The organism is Streptomyces sp. NPDC091292 (genome assembly GCF_044757265.1).
GTDB lineage: Bacteria > Actinomycetota > Actinomycetes > Streptomycetales > Streptomycetaceae > Streptomyces.
Map to the genome: position 1 here is coordinate 1,418,439 of NZ_JBIVUQ010000001.1, position 23,733 is coordinate 1,442,171.

Here is a 23,733-nt window from a genome sequence, read left to right on the forward strand (position 1 = left end):
GACCGAGGCGCCGTCAGCCCGTCAACCGGTCCCGTACCTCCACCGCCTCCCGCACGATCCGGCTGATCAGCTCCTCGCAGCTCGGCAGGTCCTCGATCACGCCCGCCACCTGCCCCGCCGCCATCACCCCCAGGTCCGTCCGGCCCTCCACCATCGACGCCCGCAGCAGCATCGGCGTGTTCGCGGCCAGCAGCACCTGGCTCCATGTCAGCTCACGGCCGTGTTTCATCGCCAGACCGTCGCGGACCATCCGGGCCCAGCTCAGCCCCGACAGCTTCCGGAAGCCCGCCGCATGCCGCACCGCACGCGCCAGCGTCCGCGTCCTGCCCGCCTGTTCGAGGGAGCGCACCAGATCGGACCGGAGCATCCGGTGCGGCATGCCGTCCACCGCCGTCGTCACCGTCACATCCCGCACCGTCGCCGCGAGGTACGCCGCCTTCACCGCGTCCGGCACCGCCGAGTCCGACGTCAGCAGGAACCGCGTACCCATCGCGATCCCGGAAGCCCCGTACGCCAGCGCCGCGACCAGCCCCCGGCCGTCATGGAAGCCGCCCGCCGCGATCACCGGGATGTCCACCGCGTCGACCACCTGTGGCAACAGCACCGTCGTCGCCACCTCGCCCGTGTGGCCGCCGCCCTCGCCGCCCTGCACGAGCACCGCGTCCGCGCCCCACGCGGCGACCTTCTCCGCATGCCGCCGCGCCCCGATCGACGGCACGACGACCACCCCCGCGTCCTTCAGCTCCGCGATCAGCTCCCGCGACGGCGCCAGCGCGAAGGACGCGACCCGTACGCCCTCCTCGACCACGATCCGCACCCGCTCCCGCGCGTCCCCCGCGTCCGCCCGCAGATTCACCCCGAACGGCGCCTGAGTACGGGACCTGACCTTCCGTACCGCCGCGCGCAGCTCATCGGGCGTCATCGTCGCCGACGCGAGGATGCCCAGGCCGCCCGCGTTCGCGGTCGCCGCCACCAGCCGGGGGCCCGACACCCAGCCCATCCCCGTCTGCACGATCGGGTACCGGACCCCGACGAGCCGCGTCAGCGCCGTGTCCAGGAGCCCGCTCACCCCCCGACCTCACGGTTCCGCAGCCCCTTCGGATCCAACTCCTCGCGGATCAGCCGCAGTTCACCGTCCGTGGGCTCACGCGTGTACGGGATGCCGTCGTCCGGGGCCGCCAGGTCGAACGCCGTCGCCGCGCGGACCTCGTCCACCGTCACCCCCGGATGCAGCGACGCCAGCCGCATCGCGTGGTCCGGGGTCGCGAAGTCGAAGACGCCCAGGTTCGACACGACCCGGGGGATGCGGTGGAAGCGGGTCGCCGACGGGCCTGCCGCCGCCGCCCGGTCGTACCCGACCCCGCACACCATGTCGACCCGCTCCACGAAGACCCGCCGTGAGTGCTTCGGCACCCAGTAACTCGTCGGGTTGTTGAGGGTGTTGACGGGTGCGCCGCGCACCCCGAGGAGCTGCCGTGTCGGCCGCTGCCAGTCGCCGATGCAGGAGATGTTCTGGTTGCCGTACCGGTCGATCTGGCTCGCGCCCATCATCACGTGCCGTCGCCCGCCGGTCACCAGCGCCAGATGCTGCCGGTACGGAAGCCAGCCCTCGCGCTCCCCGTCCGCGCCGACGAGCATCGCCTCACCGTCCGTCAGCAGCAGATCCGGCGCGAACGTCCGCCGGGCAAGGCGCGCCCCCACCGACGGGATCACGCCCATCGGGCTCGCAAGGATCTCCCCGCCACCGCGCCACGCCTCGGCGCACGCGATCACGCAGTACTCGGCGCGGCTCACGCCACCGTTCGTCATCGGGACTCCTCCTGCCGGGACTCCTGCCAGACCCGCACGGCGGACTGGTACGCGCGCTCGTCACCCCGGAGGAACCGTTCCGCGAACTCCTCCCAGGGTGTGGACGCGTAGAGCCGCTGGAAGGGCTCGTCGCGGTCGTAGTCGGGGGCGCACGACGTGAAGTGCGCGCCGTTCGGGGTCTCGACCACGCCCGTCACCGTGTGCCGCTTGACCAGCAGGCTCTGCGGCGGGCCCGCCTTCGCCAGCTCGGCCGTGTCGACGATCCGCTCGCACGACACGTACGCGGTGTCCGCCGCTTCGCAGAACAGGTCGTCGAAGTACGGGTCGGGCCCCAGGTACTGGCCGTTGCCCAGCCGGTCGGCGCGGTTGAGGTGCACCAGCGCCGCGTCCATCCGCAGCGCCGGCATCGCGACCAGCTCCTCACCGTCCTCGTACGGCGAAGTCACCGTCCGCAGACCCGGGTTGACCCGCATCACGTCCGAGCCGAGACCCGCGCGGACCGGCAGGAACGGCAGCCGCTGCGCGGCGGCCCGCAGCCCCCACATGAACATCGCCTCGTCCACCTCGGCCAGCTCGAACGCACCGCTCTCCCGCGCCGCCCGGTACTGCGGCTCCAGCGGGATCGAGTCGAGCGTCACGAACGCCGTGACCAGCTTGCGGATCCGCCCCGCGGCGGCCAGCAGCCCGACGTCCGGACCGCCGTACGCGATCACCGTGAGATCCGTCAGCTCCGACGCGAGGATCGCCCGGACCAGCGCCATCGGCTTGCGCCGCGACCCCCAGCCGCCGATCCCGATCGTCATCCCGCTGCGCAGCCGCGCGACGACGTCCTGCGGGGACATGGTCTTGTCCGTCATGACGCTCCGCCCTCCTTCCTTCCGTCGGGCGCCCCGAAGGTGTTCCGCACCCGGTCGGCGACCCCGCTGAGGCCCGCCTCGAAGGTGAACCCCTGCTCGAAGCGGTAACTGCGGCGCACGTCGACCGGGTCGATCCCGTTGATCGCGGCCTTCGCGAGCCGGATCAGCCGCCCGTCCTTCGCCGCGATCTCGTACGCCAACTCCCTTGCCGCGTCCAGCAGTTCCGCGCGCGGCACGACCCGCCACACCGAACCGTGGGCGTGCAGCTCGGCGGCCGTGACGGTCCGGGACGTGTAGTACAGCGTCCGCATCAGATGCTGCGGGACCAGCCGCGCCAGATGCGTCGCCGCCCCGAGCGCGCCCCGGTCCAGCTCCGGAAGGCCGAAGGTGGCGTCGTCCGCAGCCACGATCGCGTCCGCGTTGCCGACCAGGCCGACCCCGCCGCCGAGACAGAAGCCGCCGACCGCCGCGACGACCGGGACCTCGCACTCGTAGACCGCCGCGAACGCCTCGAAACAGCCGCGGTTCGCGCCGATCAGCGCCTCGTGGCCCGGATCGTCCCGCAACTCCTTGATGTCGACGCCCGCGTTGAAGCCGCGCCCCTCGGCGGCCAGCACGACACAGCGGACCTCGGGGTCGCGGCCCGCCGCGCGCACGGCGTCCGCCAGGTCGTACCAGCCCTGTACGGGAAGGGCGTTGACGGGTGGATGGTCGACGGTGACGAAGGAAACGCCCTTTTCCGGGCCGGTGGTGGAGACACCCATGAGCGGATCAGCTACCTTTCCACCAAACATTTGTTAGGTGAGCCGTTCAGGTGAGGAAGGTAGCACCGCATGGAACTGAAGGGGAGGGTCGCCGTCGTGACGGGCGGCACGCGCGGCGTCGGCGCCGGCATCACCCGGGCGCTCCTCGCGGCCGGCGCACACGTCGTCGTCTGCGCCCGCCGCCCACCGGACACGCCCGTCACCGCCCACGGCCGGACCGCCGAATTCCGCGCCCTGGACCTGCGGGACACGGACGCCGTGGACGCCTTCTTCCCCTCGGTCGCCACCGCACACGGACGGATCGACGTCCTGGTCAACAACGCGGGCGGCGCACCGTACCGGCCGCTCGGCGAGGGCGGCGCCGCCCGGCACGCGCGCGTCATCGCGCTCAACCTCACCGCGCCCCTCACGGCGAGCATCGCCGCGTACCCCCATCTCCGCGCCGCGCGCGGCTCGGTGGTGATGATCGGCAGCGTCAGCGGCACCCGGCCCTCACCCGGCACGGCGGCCTACGGCGCGGCCAAGGCGGGCCTGGACAACCTCGCCCGCTCGATGGCGGTCGAGTGGGCGCCCGAGGTCCGCGTCAACACGCTGGTCCTCGGCATGGTCCGCACCGAACTCGCCTACCTGCACTACGGCGACGAGGACGGCGTCGCGTCGGTGGGCCGCACGGTACCGCTGGGCCGCCTCGCCGAACCCGACGAGATCGGCGACGCGGCGGTGTTCCTGGCGTCGCCCCGGGCCGCGTACATCAGCGGGGCGAGCCTGCTGGTGCACGGCGGCGGCGAACGGCCGGCGTTCCTGGACGCCGCCACGGTCAACAGGGCCGAAGAGACCTACGGGAAAGGGGAGTTGACGTGACGGAAGTTGACGTGACGGACGCATCGGCGGACCGGGGCGGGCTGTGCGCGGGGCGAGTGGTCGTGGTCACCGGGGCCGGGCGGGGGCTGGGGCGCGCCCACGCGCTGGCCTTCGCGGCCGAGGGCGCCCACGTCGTCGTCAACGACCTCGGGGTCGCGCTCGACGGGTCGCCCGACGGATCGCCCGACGGTACGGGGGCGGGAGCGGGGGACCGGGTGGCGGGCCCGGCGGACCGCGTGGTCGCGGAGATCCGGGCGCTGGGCGGCAGCGCGGTCGCCCACGGCGGAGACATCGCGACCACGGAGGGCGCCGCGTCCCTGGTCGCGACCGCCCTGGACACCTTCGGCCGCCTGGACACCCTCGTGAACAACGCCGGATTCCTGCGCGACCGGATGCTCGTGAACCTCGGCGACGACGAGTGGGACGCCGTGATCCGGGTCCACCTCAAGGGCCACTTCCTGCCGCTGAAACACGCGGCGGCGCACTGGCGGGCGGAGAGCAAGGCGGGCCGTACGCCGGTCGCCCGGGTCGTCAACACCAGCTCCGGAGCGGGTCTGCTGGGCTCGGTCGGACAGGGCAACTACAGCGCCGCGAAGGCCGGCATCGTCGGCCTCACCCTCGTCGCGTCGGCGGAGTTCGCCCGGTACGGCGTCCAGGTCAACGCCATCGCCCCGGCCGCCCGTACCCGTATGACCGAGCGGACCTTCGCCGAGACGATGGCCGCGCCCGGCGATGCCTCCTTCGACGCGATGGCCCCCGACAACGTGTCCCCGCTGGTGGTCTGGCTGGGCGCGCCCGCCAGCGACGGGGTCACCGGCCGCGTCTTCGAGACCGAGGCTGGCCGGATCACCGTCATGGAGGGCTGGCGCCCCGGCCCGACCGTCGACAAAGGCGCCCGCTGGACCCCGGCGGAGGCGGGCGACGCGGCGCGCGAACTGCTGGCGCGGGCGGAGGCGCCGGGGGCGGTGTACGGGGCCTGATGCGGAGGGTGGGGGCGGGGGCGGGTTCGGGCCAGGTGGAGAGTCCAGGTCAGATGGAGGGTTCGGGTCGGCCGGTGCCGGATGTCTCCAGCAGGGCGACGATCGCCGCGTGCCCGTTCTCCTGGTTGTTGCCCGCGGCCGGCGTGCCGTCCCGGAGGACCTCCACCTCGATGGTCTCGGTGCCGTCCGCGTGCCGCGTACGGGTGGTCCGCGTCTCCTTGTCCGGGCCGTACGCCTCCACGAGGCCCGCCCGCAGCTCCGCCTCGACATCCCGGTCCCGCCAGTCACGGGCCTCGGCCAGGGCGGCGGCGCGGTCACGGGCGCCGTGCGCGAGGAGCGCCCGCACACTCGCCGGGCCGCCGCGCCGGGCCGCCGCCACGAGCGGCGGTACGCCGTCCGGTCCCGGCAGATCCGGGTCGGCGCCGCCGTCGAGCAGCGCATCCACCGTCTCGCCGTGGCCCTGGCGGACGGCCCAGGTCAGCGCCGTGAACCCGTGTTCCTCACGGAGGTCGGGCCGCGCACCCGCGCCGAGCAGGGCACGGACGACCTCGGCGTATCCGCCACAGGCCGCGCCACAGAGCGGAAGGTCCGCGTCCGCGCTCAGTCGGTCGGGATCGGCGCCGGCCGCGAGCAGCAGCCGTACGAGGGCGGCCTCGCCCTGCACGGAGGCGACATACAGCGCGGTCAGCCCGTCGTCCCCGGCCGAATCGACCTCGACGCCGCTCTCCAACACCCTCGCCAGGCCCCGCTCGTCCCCCTGATACACGGCCTCGACCAACTGATCACCCATCCCCTCACCCTGCCCACCCCTCCTCCCCGCCCGCAACGCATTTGTCGGCGGGGGAGAGGGGGCGAGGGAGGGGGCGCGGGGTCCTGGCTACGTCGTACAGTCCAGCACCGTCCTGCACAAAACACACCGCACCCGCACCGGACCCTGGACCGACACCCTGATCCGCTGGTGGCAGGTCGGGCACGGGAAAGCCACCCGCAGGGGTGAACCTCCGTCGAAGGAGTACGGCCCCGTCCGCACGCCGGAACCCGGATGGTCCTGCGCGTACCGCCGGTCCTTCGCGTACCGCCGCCGCCCCGCCCACCCGGCGGCCGTCAACGGCGGCTGCTGCCCGTCCCGCCGCGCCAGGGCAAGACCCCGTGTGTACGCCGGATACGCCTGCGGACTCGTGAACCACGGCGAAGGGTCCTCACCGAAGACCAGCGCCCGTTTCGCCAGTACGTACCCGTACTCCTCAGGGGTGAGATACCCCAGCTTCTGCGACGACGTGGCGTCCTCCCGGTACGCGTCGAGCAGCAGCCACCCCGCCCCCAGATACGCCGCCGCCGTGTCCGTCAGGATCTCGTTGTCCCGTGTTCCCGGGAACGACAGGTCCAGGCGGTGCAGGTACACATGCATCACTTCATGGGCGAGTGCGGCCCCGATATCACGCCGATGCGTCCGGAAGCGGTCGTTCAACTCGATGAAGTACTCGGGCCCCGCCGCCAGTTCCACATTCGCGGCATGGTGCATCTCGCGGAAGCTGATGATCATGCGCGCGTCCGGCAACCGGTAGTGCCGCACCAGTTCGCGCGCCACCCGCTGCGCCCCCAGATGGAGATCGTCCTCGTCGGAGAAGGCCACGTCGGACGGGACGACGCTGGTCGCGAAGGTCTGGACGGTGTCCGGGGACAGCCGCCGGTACAGCGCGGTGATCGCCGCCCGCACCGTCTCCAGATGCGGATAGCCGTGCTCGACCGTTCCGCCGTTCGCCACGTCCATACCCCCTGAAGGCGCTGAACCGATTTCCACTGTAGGTGGATTCGCGCCGGTGGGGCGCGGCAGGTGACCGGAAACCGGCCCTTGCCGTGGACGTCCGGCGATCTCGATAATCCAACAACGCTTTGGCGGGTCCATGCCACCCACGGGTTCCTGTGCGGGGGACGGCGGGGACCGGCCACGGCGCGCAACCCCCCACGCACCACCCCCACGCTCCCCCCACGCACCACCCCCCACGAAAGGACGTACGGTGAAGTTCCTCAAGAAGATCAGCGGCGTGAGACGACTCCTCGCCGTCACCGCGGTCGCCCTCGCCGCGGTCTCGCTCCAGCCCCTCTCCACCGCGCAGGCAGCGCCCGCGCCCGTCGTCGGCGGAACCCGTGCCGCCCAGGGCGAATTCCCGTTCATGGTGCGCCTCTCCATGGGCTGCGGCGGCGCCCTGTACACCCAGCAGATAGTCCTGACCGCCGCGCACTGCGTGAGCGGATCCGGCAACAACACCTCGATCACCGCCACGGCCGGCGTCGTCGACCTGCAGAGCGCCAGCGCGATCAAGGTCAAGTCGACCAAGGTCCTCCAGGCCCCCGGCTACAACGGCAAGGGCAAGGACTGGGCGCTCATCAAGCTCGCCCAGCCCATCAACCTGCCCACCCTCAAGATCGCCACCACCACCGCGTACAACTCGGGCACCTTCACCGTCGCGGGCTGGGGCGCCGCGACCCAGGGCGGCGCCCAGCAGCGCTACCTGCTCAAGGCCAACGTGCCCTTCGTGAGCGACGCCACCTGTCAGCAGGCATACGGCTCCGACCTCGTGCCGAGCGAGGAGATCTGCGCCGGATACGTGCAGCAGGGCGGCGTGGACACCTGCCAGGGCGACTCCGGCGGCCCGATGTTCCGCAAGGACGACGCGGGCGCCTGGATCCAGGTCGGCATCGTGAGCTGGGGCAACGGCTGCGCACTGCCGGGCTACCCCGGCGTCTACAGCGAGGTCTCGACCTTCGCGTCGAACATCGCCTCGGCGGCGGCCACCCTGTAGGTCGGTCGGCGTCCTGAGCACCCGTACGTGAGGACCCTCGCGGGGCCGGAGTCGCGCACTCCGGCCCCGCGGGGCACCGTAGGTCCCTCAGCTCAGCGTGACCCGCGCCGCCCCACCCTCCGGCGCCTCCTCCAGCTCCAGCACCCACACCTCGTTCACGCCGTCCCGCAGCACCGGCCCCGGCACATACAGCGACCGCTGCGGACCCACCGACCAGTAGCGGCCCAGCGCGAACCCGTTGACCCACACGAACCCCCGTGTCCACCCCGGCAGTTCGAGCGCCGCGTCGCCCGCGCCGCGCACCTCGGCCACCCCCCGGTACAGCCCGGGGGAGCGGTCCGCGGGCACCGGGCCCACCGGAATCCCGCGCACCCGGTCCCCCTCGTCGAACGCGTCGAGACGCAGCCCCCGCGCGCGTACGCCGTGCAGGAACTGCCGCTCGTGCAGGACGCCCCCGGTGATGCCCTTGGACTCACCGGTCCGCGGCCCGTAGTTGACGCGGCCCAGCGACTCCACCCACAGCTCCACGCGCGCGTGCCCCGCGACCGGCGCCGCCAGGGCGGGCGACTCCTCCGTCAAAACCCCGGCCCGCACCCCGTCCACCGTCACCACCGCCCGGTCCCGCAGCCCCCGCACCCGCAGCGGATACGGCTCCCGGGGCCCCGGCACCGTCACCGCGTACCGCACCAGACCCCGGTCCACGTCCAACTCCTCGAACGTCGGCGGCACCGCGTACCGCCCCTCCGGACCACCGAGCGCATCAAGGACCGCGTCCAGCGGCGCCCAGCCGCCGAGATCAGCGGTCACCGGCGCGGCCAGCGCCGGCGGTGCGGGCGGCACATCGGGCAGCGGCCCGTCCGCGTACTCGGCGAGAACGTCCCGCATCAGCCGGAACTTCTCGGTGGGGCGCCCGCGTTCATCAACCGGGGCGTCGTAGTCGTAGGAGGTGACATCGGGCTGGAGCGGCCCCTCGTGCAGCTCGCCGCCCCGGTTGGCCCCCGCCCAGCCACCGAAGCTCGTACCGCCGTGCGCCATGTACAGATTCACCGACGCCCCGCACTCCAGGATCTCCCGCAGCGCCTGAGCCGCGTCCCGCGCATCCCGTACGACGGGCCCGGCACCCCAGTGGTCGAACCAGCCGCACCAGAACTCCATGCACATGAGCGGCCCCTTGGGCCGGTGCCGCCGCAACCTCTCGAAGCTCAGCCCCGCGTGCGAGCCGAAGTTGACGGTCGCCAGCACATCCGGGACCGAACCCCCGGTGATCATGTGATCCTCGGGCCCGTCCGACGTGCACAGCGGCACGGTCACGCCGAGATCCGTCAGCACACCCGCCAGATGCCGCAGATAGACACCGTCCGAACCGTAGGAGCCGTACTCGTTCTCGACCTGCACCATGATCACCGGCCCCGGCCGGTCTCCACCCGGCCCCGTCTGCCGCCGCGTGATCTCCGGCAACAGCACCTCGAACCACCGCGTGACCGCAGCCAGGAACTCCGGATCCCGTGTCCGCACCCGCGACCCCAGCGGCCCCGTCACCCAGTGCGGCAGCCCACCGTTCTCCCACTCCGCACAGATGTACGGGCCCGGCCGCACGATCGCCCACATCCCCGCCGCACGCACCGCGTCCAGGAACCGCCCCACCGCCGCCACATCACGGAGTTCACCGGGGCGCGGCTCGTGCAGATTCCACGGCACATATGTCTCCACACAGTTCAGGCCCAACGCCCGCAGCATCGCGAGCCGGTGCCCCCACTGCGCCTCGTGCACCCGGAAATAGTGGAGGGCGCCCGACAGCAGCCGGACCGGTCGCCCGTCCACCTCGAAGTCGTCCTCGCCCACCCTGAACTCGGCCATCGCGTCCTCCCGCTTCACATACCGCCGTCACGATCACCTCTGGCGGGCGGCACGGTCCATGGACAAAGATCGGAGGTGATTGGACGGACAGACCGACAGACGGACCCGATGACGCACCGGACGCGTACGGAAAGGACGGCAGCGGATGTACCACACCTGGATGCGGTATTTCACGCCGAGCCCCGTCCACCACCGCCTCGGCCTCGTCTGCCTCGGCGTCGGCCTCCAGTACGGCACCCTGCCCACCGTCGGCCCCCGCACCCTCGACCACCACGTCGCCGTCGTCATCAGCGCCGGCGGCGGCTGGTTCCGCGCCCCCGACGGCCGCCGCACCCCCGTCACGGCCCCCGCCGTGCTCTGGCTCACCCCTGGCGTACCCCACCACTACGGACCCGACCCCGGCACCGGCTGGGACGAATGCTTCGTCGACTTCACCGGACCCGCCACCACCACCTACACCGAACTCGGCTACATCGAGCCCGACCGGCCGGTCGTCGCCCTCTCCGACGCGACCGGCGCCCGCGCCGCCGTGGGCCGCATCGCACGGGCCGCCCGGCGCGGCAACCCGCTCCTGGAAGTCGAGACCGGCGCCGCCGTCCATGAACTCCTCGTCGCCCTGCGCCGCGCCCGCGCCGACCTCGCCCCCGACGGCGACCCCGTCCTGAAGGCGCTCGCCCGCGACGCCTTCCAGCCGCTGTCCGTCGCCGAACACGCCGCCCGGCACGGCATGACCCCCGCCGAACTGCGCACCGTCGTCCGCCGCGCCGCCGGCCGCAGCCCCAAGGACTACCTCCTCGGTATCAGGCTCGGCCGCGCCAAGGAACTCCTCGTCGCCACCGAACTGCCCGTCGCCTCCATCGCCCGCCGCATCGGATACGACGACCCGGCGTACTTCTCGCGCCTGTTCACCCGCCGCGTCGGCATGGCACCGGTCCGCTTCCGCGAACAGCAGGGCCGCGCCGTACACGGTGGCTGGAGCACCACGGTCCCCGACCCCGACGATCCCCCGATGCTCCGGTCACCGTAGGGTGATCCCCCATGACCACCAGCAACACCGACGACGTGGACCCCGCCGTGCGCGCCGAACTCGCCCGGCTGCGGGACAGCATCGACAACATCGACGCCGCCGTGGTGCACATGCTCGCCGAACGCTTCAAATGCACCCAGCAGGTGGGCCACCTGAAGGCCGCCCACCAACTGCCCCCGGCGGACCCGTCCCGCGAGGCAGAACAGATCACCCGCCTACGCCGCCTCGCCGAAAACGCCAAACTCGACCCGGCCTTCGCGGAAAAACTCCTCAACTTCATCATCGCCGAGGTAATCCGCCACCACGAACAAATCGCAGACGGCACCCAGTAACCCCCTCCACGCCTGCAACCGTCCCTTACCCTCCCGGCGCGGCCATGCGCACCGCCCACCCGCCGCCCCCGCTACGGCCACCAGCTCCACCCACGCACCCGCCCCCGGACCCGCTGCGGGCAGCCGTTCCGCCCACGCACCCGCACCCGCTGCGGCCAGCAGTTCCACCCACGCACCCGCACCCGGCCCTGCTGCGGGCAGGCGTTCCGCCCACGCACCCGCTCCCGCACTCGGACCTGCTGCGGGCAGGCGTTCCGCCCACGCACCCGCTCCCGCACCCGCACCCGGACCCGCTGCGGGCGGCCGTTCCGCCCACGCACCTCGCACCCGTCCCCGCACCAGCTGTGGGCACCCGTTCCGCCCACGCACCTCGCACCCGCTCCCGCACCGGGACGTGCCCGCTGCGGGCAGGCGGTCCGCCCACGCACCTCGCACCCGCTCCCGCACCAGCACCCGCCCCCGCTGCGGCCAGCCGTCCCGCCCACTCACCCCGCACCCGCACCCGCACCCGCCCCCGCACCCCCACCCGCCCCGCTGTGGGCAGGCGTTCCGCACGGCGGAACGGGTGGGCACAGCCCAAGACGCAGGGCACCCGCAAGGCAGGGCCCACCGCAGGTGCCCCCCGGGGGCCGGACAGCCCCTGCACCGAGACACCCCCCGCGCCAAGACACCGCCTAGGCCAAGCGCCCAGCGATCCGGCACCATGTCCCCCATGTCCGTACTGACGCGCGAAGAAGCGCACAACCGAGCCCAGCTCCTAGACATCCACCGCTACACGATCGACCTGGACCTCACCGGAGACGGAGACGGAGCCGGAGACGACGCCACCTTCGTCTCCCGCACAGAAATCCGCTTCACCTCCCGCGCGGACGCGGACACCTTCGTAGAGATCAAGCCCGCCGAAATCCACTCCCTCACCCTCGACGGCACCCCCCTCCCCCCGGAAACCCTCGAAGACAACCGCATCCCCCTCACCCTCACCGAGGGCGAACACGCCCTGCGCATCGAGGCCACGATGCGCTACTCCCGTACCGGCGAAGGCATGCACCGCTTCACCGACCCCGCCGACGGCGAAACGTACCTCTACACCCAGCTCTTCATGGACGACGTACAACGCGTCTTCGCCGCCTTCGACCAGCCCGACCTCAAGGCCGTCTTCGACCTCACCGTCACCGCCCCCGAAGGCTGGACCGTCCTCGCCAACGGCACCACCGAACACCTCGGCGACGGCCGCTGGAAAGCCGCCGAAACCCCCCTGATCTCCACCTACCTCGTCGCCGTCGCCGCAGGCCCCTGGCACTCCCTCCGCACCGAACACCGCGGCCTGCCCTTCGGCCTGCACTGCCGCCGCTCCCTCGCCCCCCACCTCGACGCCGACGCCGACGAACTCCTCGACATCACCCGCGCCTGCTTCGACCGCTACCACGAGAAGTTCGAAGAGCCCTACCCCTTCGACTCCTACGACCAGGCGTTCGTCCCCGAGTTCAACGCCGGCGCCATGGAGAACCCCGGACTCGTCACCTTCCGCGACGAATTCGTGTTCCGCTCCGCCGTCACCGACACCGAGCGGCAGACCCGCGCCATGGTCATCGCCCACGAGATGGCACACATGTGGTTCGGCGACCTCGTCACCCTCAAGTGGTGGGACGACATCTGGCTCAACGAGTCCTTCGCCGAATACATGGGCTACCAGACCCTCACCGAAGCCACCCGCTTCACCGACACCTGGGTCGACTTCGGCGCCGTCCGCAACCCCTGGGGCTACGACGCCGACCAGCGCCCCTCGACCCACCCCGTCGCCCCCGACGCCGTCGACGACACCGCGTCCGCACTCCTCAACTTCGACGGCATCTCCTACGCCAAAGGCGCCTCCGCCCTGCGCCAACTCACCACCTGGCTCGGCGAGAAGGACTTCCTCACCGGCATCAACACCCACTTCACCCGCCACAAATTCGCCAACGCCACCCTCGCCGACTTCATCGCATCCCTCGCATCGGCCACCGAACGCGACGTCCACGCCTGGGCCGACGCCTGGCTGCGCACCACCGGCGTCGACACCCTCACCGCAACCGTCGCCACCGAACCCGGCCACTGGACCCTCACCGTCGACCGCGCCGGCAGCCGCCCCCACCGCGTCACCGTCGGCACCTACGACCGCGACCTCACCGACGCCCGCGCCCTCGTCCTGCGCGACCGCCACGACACCGACATCCCCGACACCACCACCCCCGAACCGTTCCCCGGCGTACGCCCCGCCCTCGTCGTCCCCAACGACCAGGACCTCACCTACGCCAAGATCCGCCTCGACGAACACTCCGCCGAGACGGTCCTGCGCTCCCTCTCCGGCGTCCCCGACCCGCTGACCCGCGCCGTCCTGTGGAACACCCTGCGCGACATGGTCCGCGACGGCGACCTCGAACCCGCCGCCTACCTGGAGACCGCCCGCGCCCACCTCCCCGACGAGACCGACCTCGCACTCGTCCAAGGCGTCCTCGGCTTCGCCCGCACCCAGATCGCCGACCGCTATCTGAACCCCGCAGGCCGCGAAGCAGCGCTCGCCACCCTCACCGACCTCTGCCGCGACCTCATCCGCCGCACCGAGGACGGCCGCGACCCCGGCCTGCGCCTCCTCGCCGTACGCCACCTCATCGACTCCGCCGCCCGCCCCGGCACCCTCACCGCCTGGCTGACCGACGGCACCGTACCCGGCGGACCCGAACTCGACCCCGAACTGCGCTGGCGCATCCTCACCCGGCTCGCCGTACTCGGCGCCACCGACGGCACCGCCATCGACGCCGAACTCGCCCGCGACCCCAGCGCCACCGGCCAGGAAGGCGCCGCCCGCTGCCGCGCCGCCCTGCCCGACCCGGCCGCCAAACAAGCCGCCTGGAACGCCCTGTTCGGCACCGACGGCACCGACGGCACCGACTCCACCGGCGACCTGTCCAACTACCTGTTCACCGCCACCGCCCAGGGCTTCTGGAAACCCGAACAGGCCGACCTCGTACGGGAGTACGTACCCCGCTTCTTCACCGACGCCGTCGCCCTCGCCGCCCGCCGCGGACCCGCCATCGCCGCAGCCGCCGGACAGCACGCCTTCCCCGTCCACGCCGTCGACGCCGACACCCTCGCCCTCGGCGAGACCTGCCTCCGCGACGCCGGGCCCACCCCCGCCCTGCGCCGCAAACTCACCGACCAGCTCGACGACTTGGCGCGGGCCCTGCGGGTACGCGGCGCCTGACACCGCGCCGCCCCCGACGGCGTTCCGTCCCGCGCTCACCCTTTCGGGTTCGGTTCCCCGTACCGGACGGATTCCGCACCGGTACGGGGTCCAGGCTGGTGCCCTCTGGCCTCACGCACCCGAAGGGCACCACCAGCATGAGCAGTCTGCCGCCCCTCGCCGGGGGCGTTCACGGGCCGCAGGCGCTGCGCCCACTGGTCGACACCGTGCTGGACGCGCTGCGCGACGGCGCCGAGGCACGCGGCGGGCCACTGCCACGCGGCGGGCCCGACGCCGTCGCCCAGCGGGTACGGGACATCTGCGAGCCACTGTTCCCCGAGCAGGGCACCGGAAGCGAAACCGCCCTGCGGGAACTGGTGCGCGCGGTGGCCGAAGGCGCCGCCGATCCCGCCGAGCCACTGTGCGCCGCACACCTCCACTGCCCACCCCTCGCCGTCGCCGCCGCGGCCGACCTCGCCGTGTCCGCGCTCAACCCCTCCCTCGACTCCTGGGACCAGGCACCCGCCGCCTCCGAACTCGAAACCCTCGTGGTACGCACCCTCGCCGCCCAGGTGTACGGGACCGGCGGGACCAGTGAGACCGGGGGGAGCAGTGAGACCAGTGAGACCGGCGCCGCGCCCGCCGGCGGCATCGTCACCACCGGCGGCACCGAGGCCAACCAACTCGCCCTGCTCCTCGCACGCGAACTCCTCGGCCCCCTACGCATCGTCTGCGGCGAGAACGCCCACCACTCCGTCGTACGCGGCGCCTGGCTCCTCGGACTGCCCGCACCCCTGATCGTGCCCACACCCCGAGGCGTACTCGACCCCCTCGCCGTAGGGGAGGCACTCGAACAGACCGACGGACCCGCACTCGTCGTCGCCACCGCCGGCACCACCGACGCCGGACTCATCGACCCACTGCCCCGCATCGCCGACCAGTGCGCCACCCACAGCGCCCGCCTCCACATCGACGCCGCCTACGGAGGCGGCCTCCTCTTCAGCGACACCCTCCGCCCCCGCCTCACCGGCATCGAACACGCCGACACCACCACCCTCGACCTCCACAAACTCGGCTGGCAACCCGTCGCCGCCGGACTCCTCGCCGTCCGCACCCCCACCGACCTCGACACCCTCGCCCACCAGGCCGACTACCTCAACGCCGACGACGACACCGAAGCCGGACTCCCCGACCTCCTCGGCCGCTCCCCCCGCACCACGCGCCGCCCCGACATCCTCAAAATCGCCGTCACCCTTAAAGCACTCGGCCGTACCGGACTCGCCACCCTCGTCGACCAAGTGTGCGCCCACGCACGCGAATTCGCCGACCTCACCGCCGCACACCCCGCCTTCGACCTCTACGCCCCACCCACCATCAGCACCGTCCTGTTCCGCCCCCGCGACACCGACGACACCCACATCGCCGCCGTACGCCGCACCCTCCTCGACAACGGCCACGCCGTACTCGGCCGCGCCCGCGCCGACGGACGCCTCTGGCTCAAAGTCACCCTCCTCAACCCCCACACCCGCCCCGCCGACCTCACCGCCCTCCTCACCCTCGTGGAAGGACACACCCCCCGATGAGCCCGACCCGACCCACCATCCCGGCACCCCGCCACGAACCCGACGCACCCCGCGACCTGGTCGGCATCGGCATCGGCCCCTTCAACCTCTCCCTCGCCGCCCTCGCCCACCCCCTCAGCGAACTCGACACCGTCTTCTACGACCAACGGCCCGCCTTCCACTGGCACCCCGGACTCCTCATCGACGGCGCCACCCTCCAAGTCCCCTTCCTCGCCGACCTCGTGACCCTCGCCGACCCCGTCAACCCCTGGTCCTTCCTCAACTACCTCCGCACCCGCGACCGCCTCTACCCCTTCTACTTCGCCGAGCGCTTCCACATCCAACGCGCCGAATACGACGCCTACTGCCGCTGGGTCAGCGAAAACCTCCCCGGACTCCACTTCGGCCACCAGATCGACGCCGTCCGCTGGAACCCCGAACGCACCCTCTTCGAAGTCGACTTCACCCAGACCGACGCCGACGGAGAAGCCGAAGCCCTCGGCCGCACCTACACCAAGAACATCGTCCTCGGCATCGGCACCGCACCCCACGTACCCGAACCCCTCAAACCCCTCGCCGAAGCCCCCGGCGTCCCCGTCATCCACTCCGCCGACTACCTCCGCCACCGCGACAGCATCCTCGCCGCCGACCACGTCACCGTCATCGGCTCAGGACAGTCCGGCGCCGAAATCTTCCTCGACCTGCTCACCGCACGCCCCGCGGGCCGCGAAAAACTCCACTGGCTCGCCCGCACCGAAGCGTTCGCACCCATGGAGTACTCCAAACTCGGCCTCGAACACTTCACCCCCGACTACACCCGCTACTTCCACACCCTCCCCGAACCCGTACGCGACAGCCTCGTCCCCCGCCAATGGCAACTCCACAAAGGCATCGACACCGACACCATCAACGCCATCCACGACGAGCTGTACCGGCGAACCCTCCACGGCGGCTGGCCCGACGCCGTCCTCACCCCCGGCGTCACCGTCCGCACCGCAGGCCGCGTCGCCACCACCCGCGTCGAACTCCACCTCGAACACACCCAGCAGAACACCCGCACCCGCCTCACCACCGACGCCGTCGTCCTCGCCACCGGCTACCGCGAACGCCCCCTCGACCACCTCCTCGCCGGACTCGCCCCCTACCTCCGCCGCGACGCATCCGAACGCCCCCGCATCGACCAGCACTACCGCCTCACCCTCGACCCCTCCATCAGCCGCACCGGACGCCACATCTACGTCCAGAACGCCGAACGCCACACCCACGGCGTCGGCGCCCCCGACCTCGGACTCGCCGCCTGGCGCAGCGCCACCATCCTCAACACCCTCACCGGCAAGAACCCCTACCCACTGCCCCACCGCACCGCGTTCACCACCTTCGGCCTCGACCGGCCCGAGCACACCACACCCGGACCGGCCAAAACCCTCACACCACTGGTGGAACCGCGTTGAGCGGGATCCGCGCCCGCAGGGGCGCGGGGAACTGCGCGACCAGCCACAGACGGCCCGCAGATTCCGCACCGGCCCCCGGCGAAACCCGCTCCTAGAAGACCGGCACACCGTCCCGCGTCAGCTTCCAGTCGACGGAAGCGAACTCCGCCGGGTCAATGGCCCCCTTCGTCTTCACCCACGAGATCATCGTGTTACGGATCTCGTCCGAATTCGCCCACACCTGCTTGGCGGCGGCCACATGCGGGAAGTTACCGCCGCCATTCGCACGGTAGTTGTTCACCGCGAACACGAACTGCGCACCATCCGCCAGCGGAGCACCCTCGAACATCACCTTCGACACCCGCGACCCCGCCGGCTTCGCGATGTCCACCTCGTACGACAACCCGCTCACCACGTCGTAGTTGTAGTCCGGCGTGTTGTTCGCATTCGTCAGCTTCGCCGGATCCACCGGAGCACCCGCCGCCGTCTGCACGAAATAATTCGCCGAGAACTCCAGATACGCCTTCATCTGCGCACCCGTCATCAGACGCGCCTCCAGCGTGTTCTCGAACACATACAGACCCGCCACATCACGGATCGTCACCTCACCCGCCGGAATCACCGCACTCCGCGAGAAACACGCCGCCTGCGAAAGCACCGGAAGCGCCGCATACTCCGTACCCGCCAGCGCGTCCTTCACCGCCGCCGCCTGAATGTGATTGATCAAATCGATGATCGGCACATCCTTGTACGGCGCCTCAGCCGACGTCATCGCGACCGCGTTCGTCCCCACCACCTGATTGACGTACGCCACGACCTTCTTGTGCTCGTCCGACAGCAGACGAGTGATCTTCGGGTCCTCCGCCACCGTGTTCGAGTTGAGGACCTTCGCCCCCGCCTTCTCGACCGTCCAGCGGCCCTTCTCCCACACCACGTCGAAGTCGAACACCGTCAGCCGCTGACCCCACTTGGCCGGCTCCGACAACAGCACCTGCTTACCGGTCTGCTTGTTCGTTACGAACTTCTCGGCGATCTCCGCATGCGCGTGACCCACCAGAATCGCGTCGATCCCCGGCACCTGCTCCGCGACCAGACCCGCCGCGTTCTCCACATACGGCACCTGATCCCCGTACGACGACGTGCCGCTCGACCCCGAATGCGCCGACACGATCACCACGTCCGCACCCATCGACCGCAGCTTCGGCACCCACTTCGCCGCCTGCTCCTCCAGACCCGGGAACACCATCTTCCCCTGCACATTCGCCTTGTCCCAGATCGCGATCCCCGGATTCGTCAGCCCCAGGATCGCCACCCGCACATCCCGCCCATGCGGCGTACGCATGCTCTTGATCACATACGGCGGGAAAGCCGGCTTCAACGTCTTCGCATCCAGCGCGTTCGCACCCAGCAGCGGGAAACAGCACTGCTCCTCGAACTTCCGCAGCACCGGAATCCCATAATTGAACTCATGGTTACCGAGCGCCGCCGCGTCATAACGCATCGCGTTCATCGCCTGCGCCATCGGATGCACCGGACCACGCTTCGCCGTGATCGGATCGACCTTCGCGTAGTAATACGACAGCTGCGTACCCTGAATCGTGTCACCCGCATCGATCAGCAGCGTGTTCCCACGCCCCTTCTCCTTACGGATCTGCTCCACCAGCGTCGAGATCTTCGCCAGGCCCACATCATTGTGCGCCGCGTCGTCGAACTCCTTGTCCGTGAAGTAATCCCAGTTGAAGACATTGCCGTGCAGATCCGTCGTCCCCAGCACCGTGAACGAATACCGCTTCGCCCGGTCCTGATGCGCGCCCCCGGAACCCGACGCCACCGCGGGCGAGGCCACCGAGGACGCCAGCGCGACCCCCGCCCCCGTCGCAGCGGTCCGACCCAGGAACGACCTTCTGTCGAGCGGCATTTCTACTCCCTGACACCTTCGAAACCAGTGGACACGGTCGGCGACCGCGCACGCGTGGGGGTGGCGCGTGCCGCCGATGGACCGAGACACAACGCGCGTAGATTCTGGACCACCCACGCCCTCCCGCAACACCCCCCACACATTTCCATCGGATGACAAGCCGCCGACCACCCAAAGGCCCCGGCCCCGATGCCACAGTGGGGACATGACCACCCACGAACCCCCACCCCCCGTCCCCTACGGCACCCCCGACGCCCCCCGCATCGCCGTCCGCGGCCAAGCCCACCTCGACGTCGACCCCGAAATCGCCCGCATCGCCATCACCGTCACCGCCCGCGGCACCGACCGCCGCGAAGCACTCACCGACCTCACCCGCCGCAACACCACCGTCCTCGACCTCGTCAAAACCTACGGAGACGCCGTCGAAAAACTCGAAACCGGCGCCTTCTCCATCAGCCCCCAACTCACCAAACACGGCCGCGGCGAACGCATCCGCGCCTACCACGGCCGCGTCCACCTCACCGCCGAACTCACCGACTTCACCGCACTCGGCGAACTCACCACCCGCCTCGCCGACCTCGACCTCACCCACGTCGACGGCCCCTGGTGGGACCTCCGCCCCGACTCACCCGCCCACCGCCAAGCCCGCCGCACCGCCGTCCAAGAAGCCGTCCAACGCGCCCGCGAATACGCCGACGCCCTCGGCACCACCCTCGCCGCCCTCGTCGAACTCGCCGACATCGGCGCCGAAAACACCAACCCCTACCCCGCCATGGAGATGGCCGGCGGCGGCATGCGCATGGCCGCCTACGCAGGCAGCGCCACCGACGAAGCCGCACCCCTCGACCTCGAACCCCAACGCCAACACGTCTACGCAGAGGTCAACGCCCGCTTCACCATGGCCCCACCCCACCTGTGACCAAAACACCACCCGCAGTCACAGAAAAACCGCCCCGGAAAACAGCGCACGGGGGCGCCCCATATGCTCATCGGAGCACCCCCGCGCACAATTCAACACTTGTCAAGAGTCCTTCACGCAAAGGTTGTTGAGTAGTCATGCGCGACCAATTCTCTACCCACCGGTAAGCCCTAGGCTCGACCCATGCGCCGAGCAAAAATCGTCTGTACCCTGGGCCCCGCCACCGACTCGTACGAGCAGATCAAAGCACTCGTAGAAGCCGGAATGGACGTAGCCCGCTTCAACCTCAGCCACGGCACCTACGCCGACCACGAGGACCGCTACCAGCGCGTACGCAAAGCCGCCGACGAAACCGGCCGCAGCGTCGGCCTCCTCGCCGACCTTCAAGGCCCGAAGATCCGACTCGGCCGCTTCAGCGAAGGCCCCGTACTCCTTGAACGCGGCGACACCTTCACCATCACCGTCGAAGACGGCCACCAAGGCGACCGCCACACCTGCGGCACCACCTACGACGGCCTCGCCACCGACGTCACCACCGGCGAACGCATCCTCGTCGACGACGGCAAAGTCTGCCTCGAAGTCACCTCCGTCGACGGCCCCCGCGTCCACACCACCGTCATCGAAGGCGGCATGGTCTCCGACCACAAAGGCCTCAACCTCCCCGGCGTCGCCGTCTCCGTCCCCGCACTCTCCGAAAAAGACGAAGCAGACCTCCGCTGGGCCCTCCGCACCGGCTTCGACGTCATCGCCCTCTCCTTCGTCCGCACCGGACACGACATCGACGCCGTCCACCGCATCATGAAAGAAGAAGGCCGCCACCTCCCCGTCATCGCCAAAATCGAAAAACCCCAAGCCGTCGAGAACATCGACGACATCGTCGCCGCCTTCGACGGCATCATGGTCGCCCGCGGAGACCTCGGCGTCGAAATGCCCCTCGAACAGGTCCCCATCGTCCAAAAACGCGCCATCAAACTCGCCAAGCGCAACGCCAAACCCGTCATCGTCGCCACCCAAATGCTCGACTCGATGATCGACAACTCCCGACCCACCCGCGCCGAAGCCTCCGACGTCGCCAACGCCGTCATCGACGGCACCGACGCCGTCATGCTCTCCGGCGAAACCAGCGTCGGCAAGTACCCCGTCGAAACCGTCCGCACCATGTCCCGCATCGTCGAAGCCGCCGAGGAAGACATCCTCGCCAAGGGACTGCCGCCGCTCACCGAACGGAACAAGCCCCGCACCCAGGCCGGAGCCGTCGCCCGCGCCGCCGCCGAAATGGGCGACTTCCTCGGCGCCAAATTCCTCGTCGCCTTCACTCAGTCCGGCGACACCGTCCGACGCCTCTCCCGCTACCGCTCACCCATCCCGCTGCTCGCCTTCACCCCCGACCCGGCGACCCGCTCCCAGCTCAACCTCACCTGGGGCGTCGAGACCTTCCTCGGCCCGCATGTCGACTCCACGGACGCGATGGTCGACCAGGTCGACGAACAGCTCCTGAAGATCGGGCGCTGCGAAAAGGGCGACATCGTCGTCATCACGGCCGGCTCCCCGCCCGGAGTCTCCGGCTCGACCAACCTGGTCCGCGTCCACCACATCGGCGAGGACGACTCCCCGAAGTAAGCACCCCGTCGCGACGGGGATACCAGGGCCGGGGTACTGAGCACGGATCAGTACTTCGGCCCGATGTGTTGGTCCATGAGGGCGGTATCGGTCTTGCGGGCCACGGATATGTTGTACGGATTCCCCTGTCGGGTGCAGTGGGTCCATGTGATGCCGAGTCCGTCGAGAGTGTCCGTGTACAGCCCCCTGATGTCGTCGGAGACGTTCGTGAAGAAGTACCGCGGATACTCGTAGCGCTTCCGCTCACCACCGACGGTCCGCTCGGTCCAGTTGACGACCCGACACCCGTCGGAGTGGATGAGCCCCCGCAGGAACTCCCACGGATGGGCGTCCACGACATCCTGCTGCCAAGGCTCCAGCGCGATGACCCGCTCATGCTTCTTGCCGGGACCGTGCTGGGGGAACAGGCAGGGCCAATGCATGCTGTACGACTTGACCTCGGTGCAGCCCGTCCTGGTCCTGCGGCTGATGTTCGCCTGGGGCATCACCTTGAACATTGCCTGCTCGGCCGCCGCGACCAGTCCGGTTTGCTTCGCATTGCAGAAGATCGACAGGTGGTGCTGTTTCCGCTTGGCGATGATGTGCCCGTCTCCGAGATAGAGGCCCAGCAGATAGGCGTACGCCTCTCGGTCGTACGGGCGTTGCGTGCAGCGAGGACAGTCCGTTGGCTGCTCGTACACCTCACCTCGTAACCTGCGGTCTTCGCTGCGCCACCATCCGATGGTTCCGCGAGGGATACCGAGATGTTCGGCGACGACGTGGTTGGGGATTCCCTGGCGCATGAGTGCGACCGCTTGTTCGCGGATCGAAGAGCTGTGGTGGTCCATGTGACTACTCTGCGTCACCGGTCGCTGCTTTGGGTAGCGAAAAAGCGGATGTTCACGAGAACGTGGACATCCGCTTTGGTGTCGTGACCTTGAGATCTAAGGAAAAGTGCCTCGGGTGGGATTCGAACCCACGCTGGCGGTGGTTTGAGCACCGTGTCTCTACCGCTGGACTACCGAGGCTTCCTGTAAAACGAAGGTACGGGGTCACCCGCCGTGCCCCCACCATACCGTAGCTCGGTACGCTCTTGGGAGCTGTATCTCTGCCCTGACCAAGGAGCCCCCGTGACCGCCCCCGAGTCGCACCAGCCCGTTGCCGATGACGACAAGTCGCACGTGCCTCCGCTGACCACCCGTGTCGTCATCGCCGAGGACGAGGCGCTGATCCGTCTCGATCTGAAGGAGATGCTGGAGGAGGAGGGCTACAGCGTCGTCGGTGAGGCGGGGGACGGTGAGGCGGCTGTCGAGCTGGCTCGGGAGCACCGCCCTGATCTGGTGATCCTGGATGTGAAGATGCCGAAGATGGACGGTATCTCGGCGGCGGAGAAGATCGCCGAGGAGTCGATCGCGCCGGTTTTGATGCTGACGGCGTTTTCGCAGCGCGATCTGGTGGAGCGGGCGCGTGATGCGGGTGCGATGGCTTATCTGGTGAAGCCGTTCAGCAAGAGTGATGTGGTGCCGGCGATTGAGATGGCGGTGTCGCGGTTCACGGAGTTGCGGACGTTGGAGAAGGAGGTCGCGGACCTCACGCAGCGGCTGGAGACGCGGAAGCTGGTGGATCGGGCGAAGTCGGTGTTGCAGACGGAGTACGGGTTGACGGAGCCGGCGGCGTTCCGGTGGATTCAGAAGACGTCGATGGATCGGCGTTTGTCGATGCAGCAGGTGGCGGAGGCGGTCATTGAGGACGCCAAGGAGAAGAAGTCGGCGAAGGGGTCGTAGATCCCGGGGT

Annotated in this window: 20 protein-coding genes and 1 tRNA gene; 11 read left to right on the forward strand and 10 right to left on the reverse strand. The window is 70.3% G+C overall.

The window, feature by feature from the left end; all coding sequences use genetic code 11:
* Positions 1-13 precede the first annotated feature (13 nt).
* Genes ACIQNU_RS06895 through ACIQNU_RS06910 form a run of 4 tightly spaced genes read right to left on the reverse strand, consistent with a single transcriptional unit; the run spans position 14 to position 3,430 of the window.
* A complete protein-coding gene (locus ACIQNU_RS06895) occupies positions 14-1,057 on the reverse strand; it encodes an NAD(P)H-dependent flavin oxidoreductase (RefSeq protein ID WP_401362517.1) in 1,044 nt (347 codons plus the stop codon).
* Positions 1,058-1,065: 8 nt separating this feature from the next.
* Entirely contained in the window at positions 1,066-1,809 is a 744-nt protein-coding gene (locus ACIQNU_RS06900; protein WP_401361672.1) for a CoA-transferase subunit beta, read from the reverse strand.
* Positions 1,806-2,666 carry a CoA transferase subunit A gene (locus tag ACIQNU_RS06905; protein WP_401361675.1) on the reverse strand — a complete coding sequence of 287 codons (861 nt, stop codon included), beginning with the start codon at positions 2,664-2,666 and terminating at the stop codon, positions 1,806-1,808. Before ACIQNU_RS06905 ends, ACIQNU_RS06900 begins: the two co-directional genes overlap by 4 nt.
* A complete protein-coding gene (locus ACIQNU_RS06910; protein WP_401361677.1) occupies positions 2,663-3,430 on the reverse strand; it encodes an enoyl-CoA hydratase family protein in 768 nt (255 codons plus the stop codon). Before ACIQNU_RS06910 ends, ACIQNU_RS06905 begins: the two co-directional genes overlap by 4 nt.
* Positions 3,431-3,499: 69 nt before the next feature.
* On the opposite strand from ACIQNU_RS06910, the gene ACIQNU_RS06915 reads away from it, so the two are divergent.
* Both ACIQNU_RS06915 and ACIQNU_RS06920 read left to right on the forward strand, forming a co-directional pair.
* Positions 3,500-4,291, forward strand: a complete 792-nt coding sequence (locus tag ACIQNU_RS06915; protein ID WP_401361680.1) for an SDR family oxidoreductase — start codon at positions 3,500-3,502, stop codon at positions 4,289-4,291.
* Between the two features lie 11 nt (positions 4,292-4,302).
* Positions 4,303-5,271: an SDR family oxidoreductase gene (locus tag ACIQNU_RS06920; protein ID WP_401362519.1), complete on the forward strand. Its 969-nt coding sequence runs from the start codon at positions 4,303-4,305 to the stop codon at positions 5,269-5,271.
* A gap of 49 nt (positions 5,272-5,320) precedes the next feature.
* Here ACIQNU_RS06920 and ACIQNU_RS06925 read toward each other — a convergent pair whose 3' ends face one another.
* Together ACIQNU_RS06925 and ACIQNU_RS06930 are read right to left on the reverse strand one after the other, a co-directional pair.
* Positions 5,321-6,061 (reverse strand): ankyrin repeat domain-containing protein, encoded by a 741-nt coding sequence (locus ACIQNU_RS06925; RefSeq protein ID WP_401361683.1) that lies wholly within the window; start codon positions 6,059-6,061, stop codon positions 5,321-5,323.
* Positions 6,062-6,148: 87 nt separating this feature from the next.
* Entirely contained in the window at positions 6,149-7,036 is an 888-nt protein-coding gene (locus ACIQNU_RS06930; protein WP_401361686.1) for a hypothetical protein, read from the reverse strand.
* A gap of 253 nt (positions 7,037-7,289) precedes the next feature.
* Here ACIQNU_RS06930 and ACIQNU_RS06935 point away from each other — a divergent pair, with 253 nt between their 5' ends.
* Positions 7,290-8,075, forward strand: coding sequence for a S1 family peptidase (locus ACIQNU_RS06935; protein WP_401361689.1), 786 nt, complete (start codon positions 7,290-7,292; stop codon positions 8,073-8,075).
* An 87-nt stretch (positions 8,076-8,162) separates the two neighbouring features.
* Here ACIQNU_RS06935 and ACIQNU_RS06940 read toward each other — a convergent pair whose 3' ends face one another.
* Entirely contained in the window at positions 8,163-9,932 is a 1,770-nt protein-coding gene (locus ACIQNU_RS06940) for a beta-galactosidase family protein (RefSeq protein WP_401361692.1), read from the reverse strand.
* A gap of 145 nt (positions 9,933-10,077) precedes the next feature.
* Between ACIQNU_RS06940 and ACIQNU_RS06945 the strand changes: the two genes are divergently transcribed.
* The 5 genes from ACIQNU_RS06945 (at position 10,078) to ACIQNU_RS06965 (ending at position 17,524) form a co-directional block, all read left to right on the forward strand.
* On the forward strand, positions 10,078-10,959 hold the full coding sequence (locus ACIQNU_RS06945) for a helix-turn-helix domain-containing protein (protein ID WP_401361694.1): 882 nt from the start codon (positions 10,078-10,080) through the stop codon (positions 10,957-10,959).
* 11 nt (positions 10,960-10,970) lie between these two features.
* Entirely contained in the window at positions 10,971-11,291 is a 321-nt protein-coding gene (locus tag ACIQNU_RS06950) for a chorismate mutase (protein ID WP_401361696.1), read from the forward strand.
* Positions 11,292-11,994: 703 nt separating this feature from the next.
* Positions 11,995-14,532, forward strand: a complete 2,538-nt coding sequence (gene pepN, locus ACIQNU_RS06955; protein WP_401361699.1) for an aminopeptidase N — start codon at positions 11,995-11,997, stop codon at positions 14,530-14,532.
* Between the two features lie 137 nt (positions 14,533-14,669).
* On the forward strand, positions 14,670-16,094 hold the full coding sequence (locus ACIQNU_RS06960) for a pyridoxal phosphate-dependent decarboxylase family protein (protein ID WP_401361701.1): 1,425 nt from the start codon (positions 14,670-14,672) through the stop codon (positions 16,092-16,094).
* The gene (locus ACIQNU_RS06965; RefSeq protein ID WP_401361704.1) at positions 16,091-17,524 is read left to right on the forward strand and encodes a lysine N(6)-hydroxylase/L-ornithine N(5)-oxygenase family protein; all 1,434 of its coding nucleotides are present in this window, start codon (positions 16,091-16,093) and stop codon (positions 17,522-17,524) included. The genes ACIQNU_RS06960 and ACIQNU_RS06965 overlap by 4 nt, the downstream gene beginning before the upstream one ends.
* Before the next feature lie 91 nt (positions 17,525-17,615).
* Here the strand turns inward: ACIQNU_RS06965 and ACIQNU_RS06970 are convergent, their stop codons facing one another.
* On the reverse strand, positions 17,616-19,421 hold the full coding sequence (locus ACIQNU_RS06970; protein ID WP_401361707.1) for a 5'-nucleotidase C-terminal domain-containing protein: 1,806 nt from the start codon (positions 19,419-19,421) through the stop codon (positions 17,616-17,618).
* 205 nt (positions 19,422-19,626) lie between these two features.
* On the opposite strand from ACIQNU_RS06970, the gene ACIQNU_RS06975 reads away from it, so the two are divergent.
* On the forward strand, positions 19,627-20,340 hold the full coding sequence (locus ACIQNU_RS06975; protein WP_401361709.1) for an SIMPL domain-containing protein: 714 nt from the start codon (positions 19,627-19,629) through the stop codon (positions 20,338-20,340).
* A 183-nt stretch (positions 20,341-20,523) separates the two neighbouring features.
* Entirely contained in the window at positions 20,524-21,960 is a 1,437-nt protein-coding gene (gene pyk / locus ACIQNU_RS06980) for a pyruvate kinase (protein ID WP_401361711.1), read from the forward strand.
* A 47-nt stretch (positions 21,961-22,007) separates the two neighbouring features.
* On the opposite strand, the gene ACIQNU_RS06985 is transcribed toward pyk, so the two are convergent.
* Together ACIQNU_RS06985 and ACIQNU_RS06990 are read right to left on the reverse strand one after the other, a co-directional pair.
* On the reverse strand, positions 22,008-22,787 hold the full coding sequence (locus tag ACIQNU_RS06985) for a helix-turn-helix domain-containing protein (protein ID WP_401361714.1): 780 nt from the start codon (positions 22,785-22,787) through the stop codon (positions 22,008-22,010).
* A 107-nt stretch (positions 22,788-22,894) separates the two neighbouring features.
* A tRNA-Leu gene (locus ACIQNU_RS06990) sits at positions 22,895-22,967 on the reverse strand.
* A gap of 102 nt (positions 22,968-23,069) precedes the next feature.
* Between ACIQNU_RS06990 and ACIQNU_RS06995 the strand changes: the two genes are divergently transcribed.
* Positions 23,070-23,723 (forward strand): ANTAR domain-containing response regulator, encoded by a 654-nt coding sequence (locus tag ACIQNU_RS06995; protein ID WP_401361717.1) that lies wholly within the window; start codon positions 23,070-23,072, stop codon positions 23,721-23,723.
* The last annotated feature ends 10 nt before the right edge of the window (positions 23,724-23,733 follow it).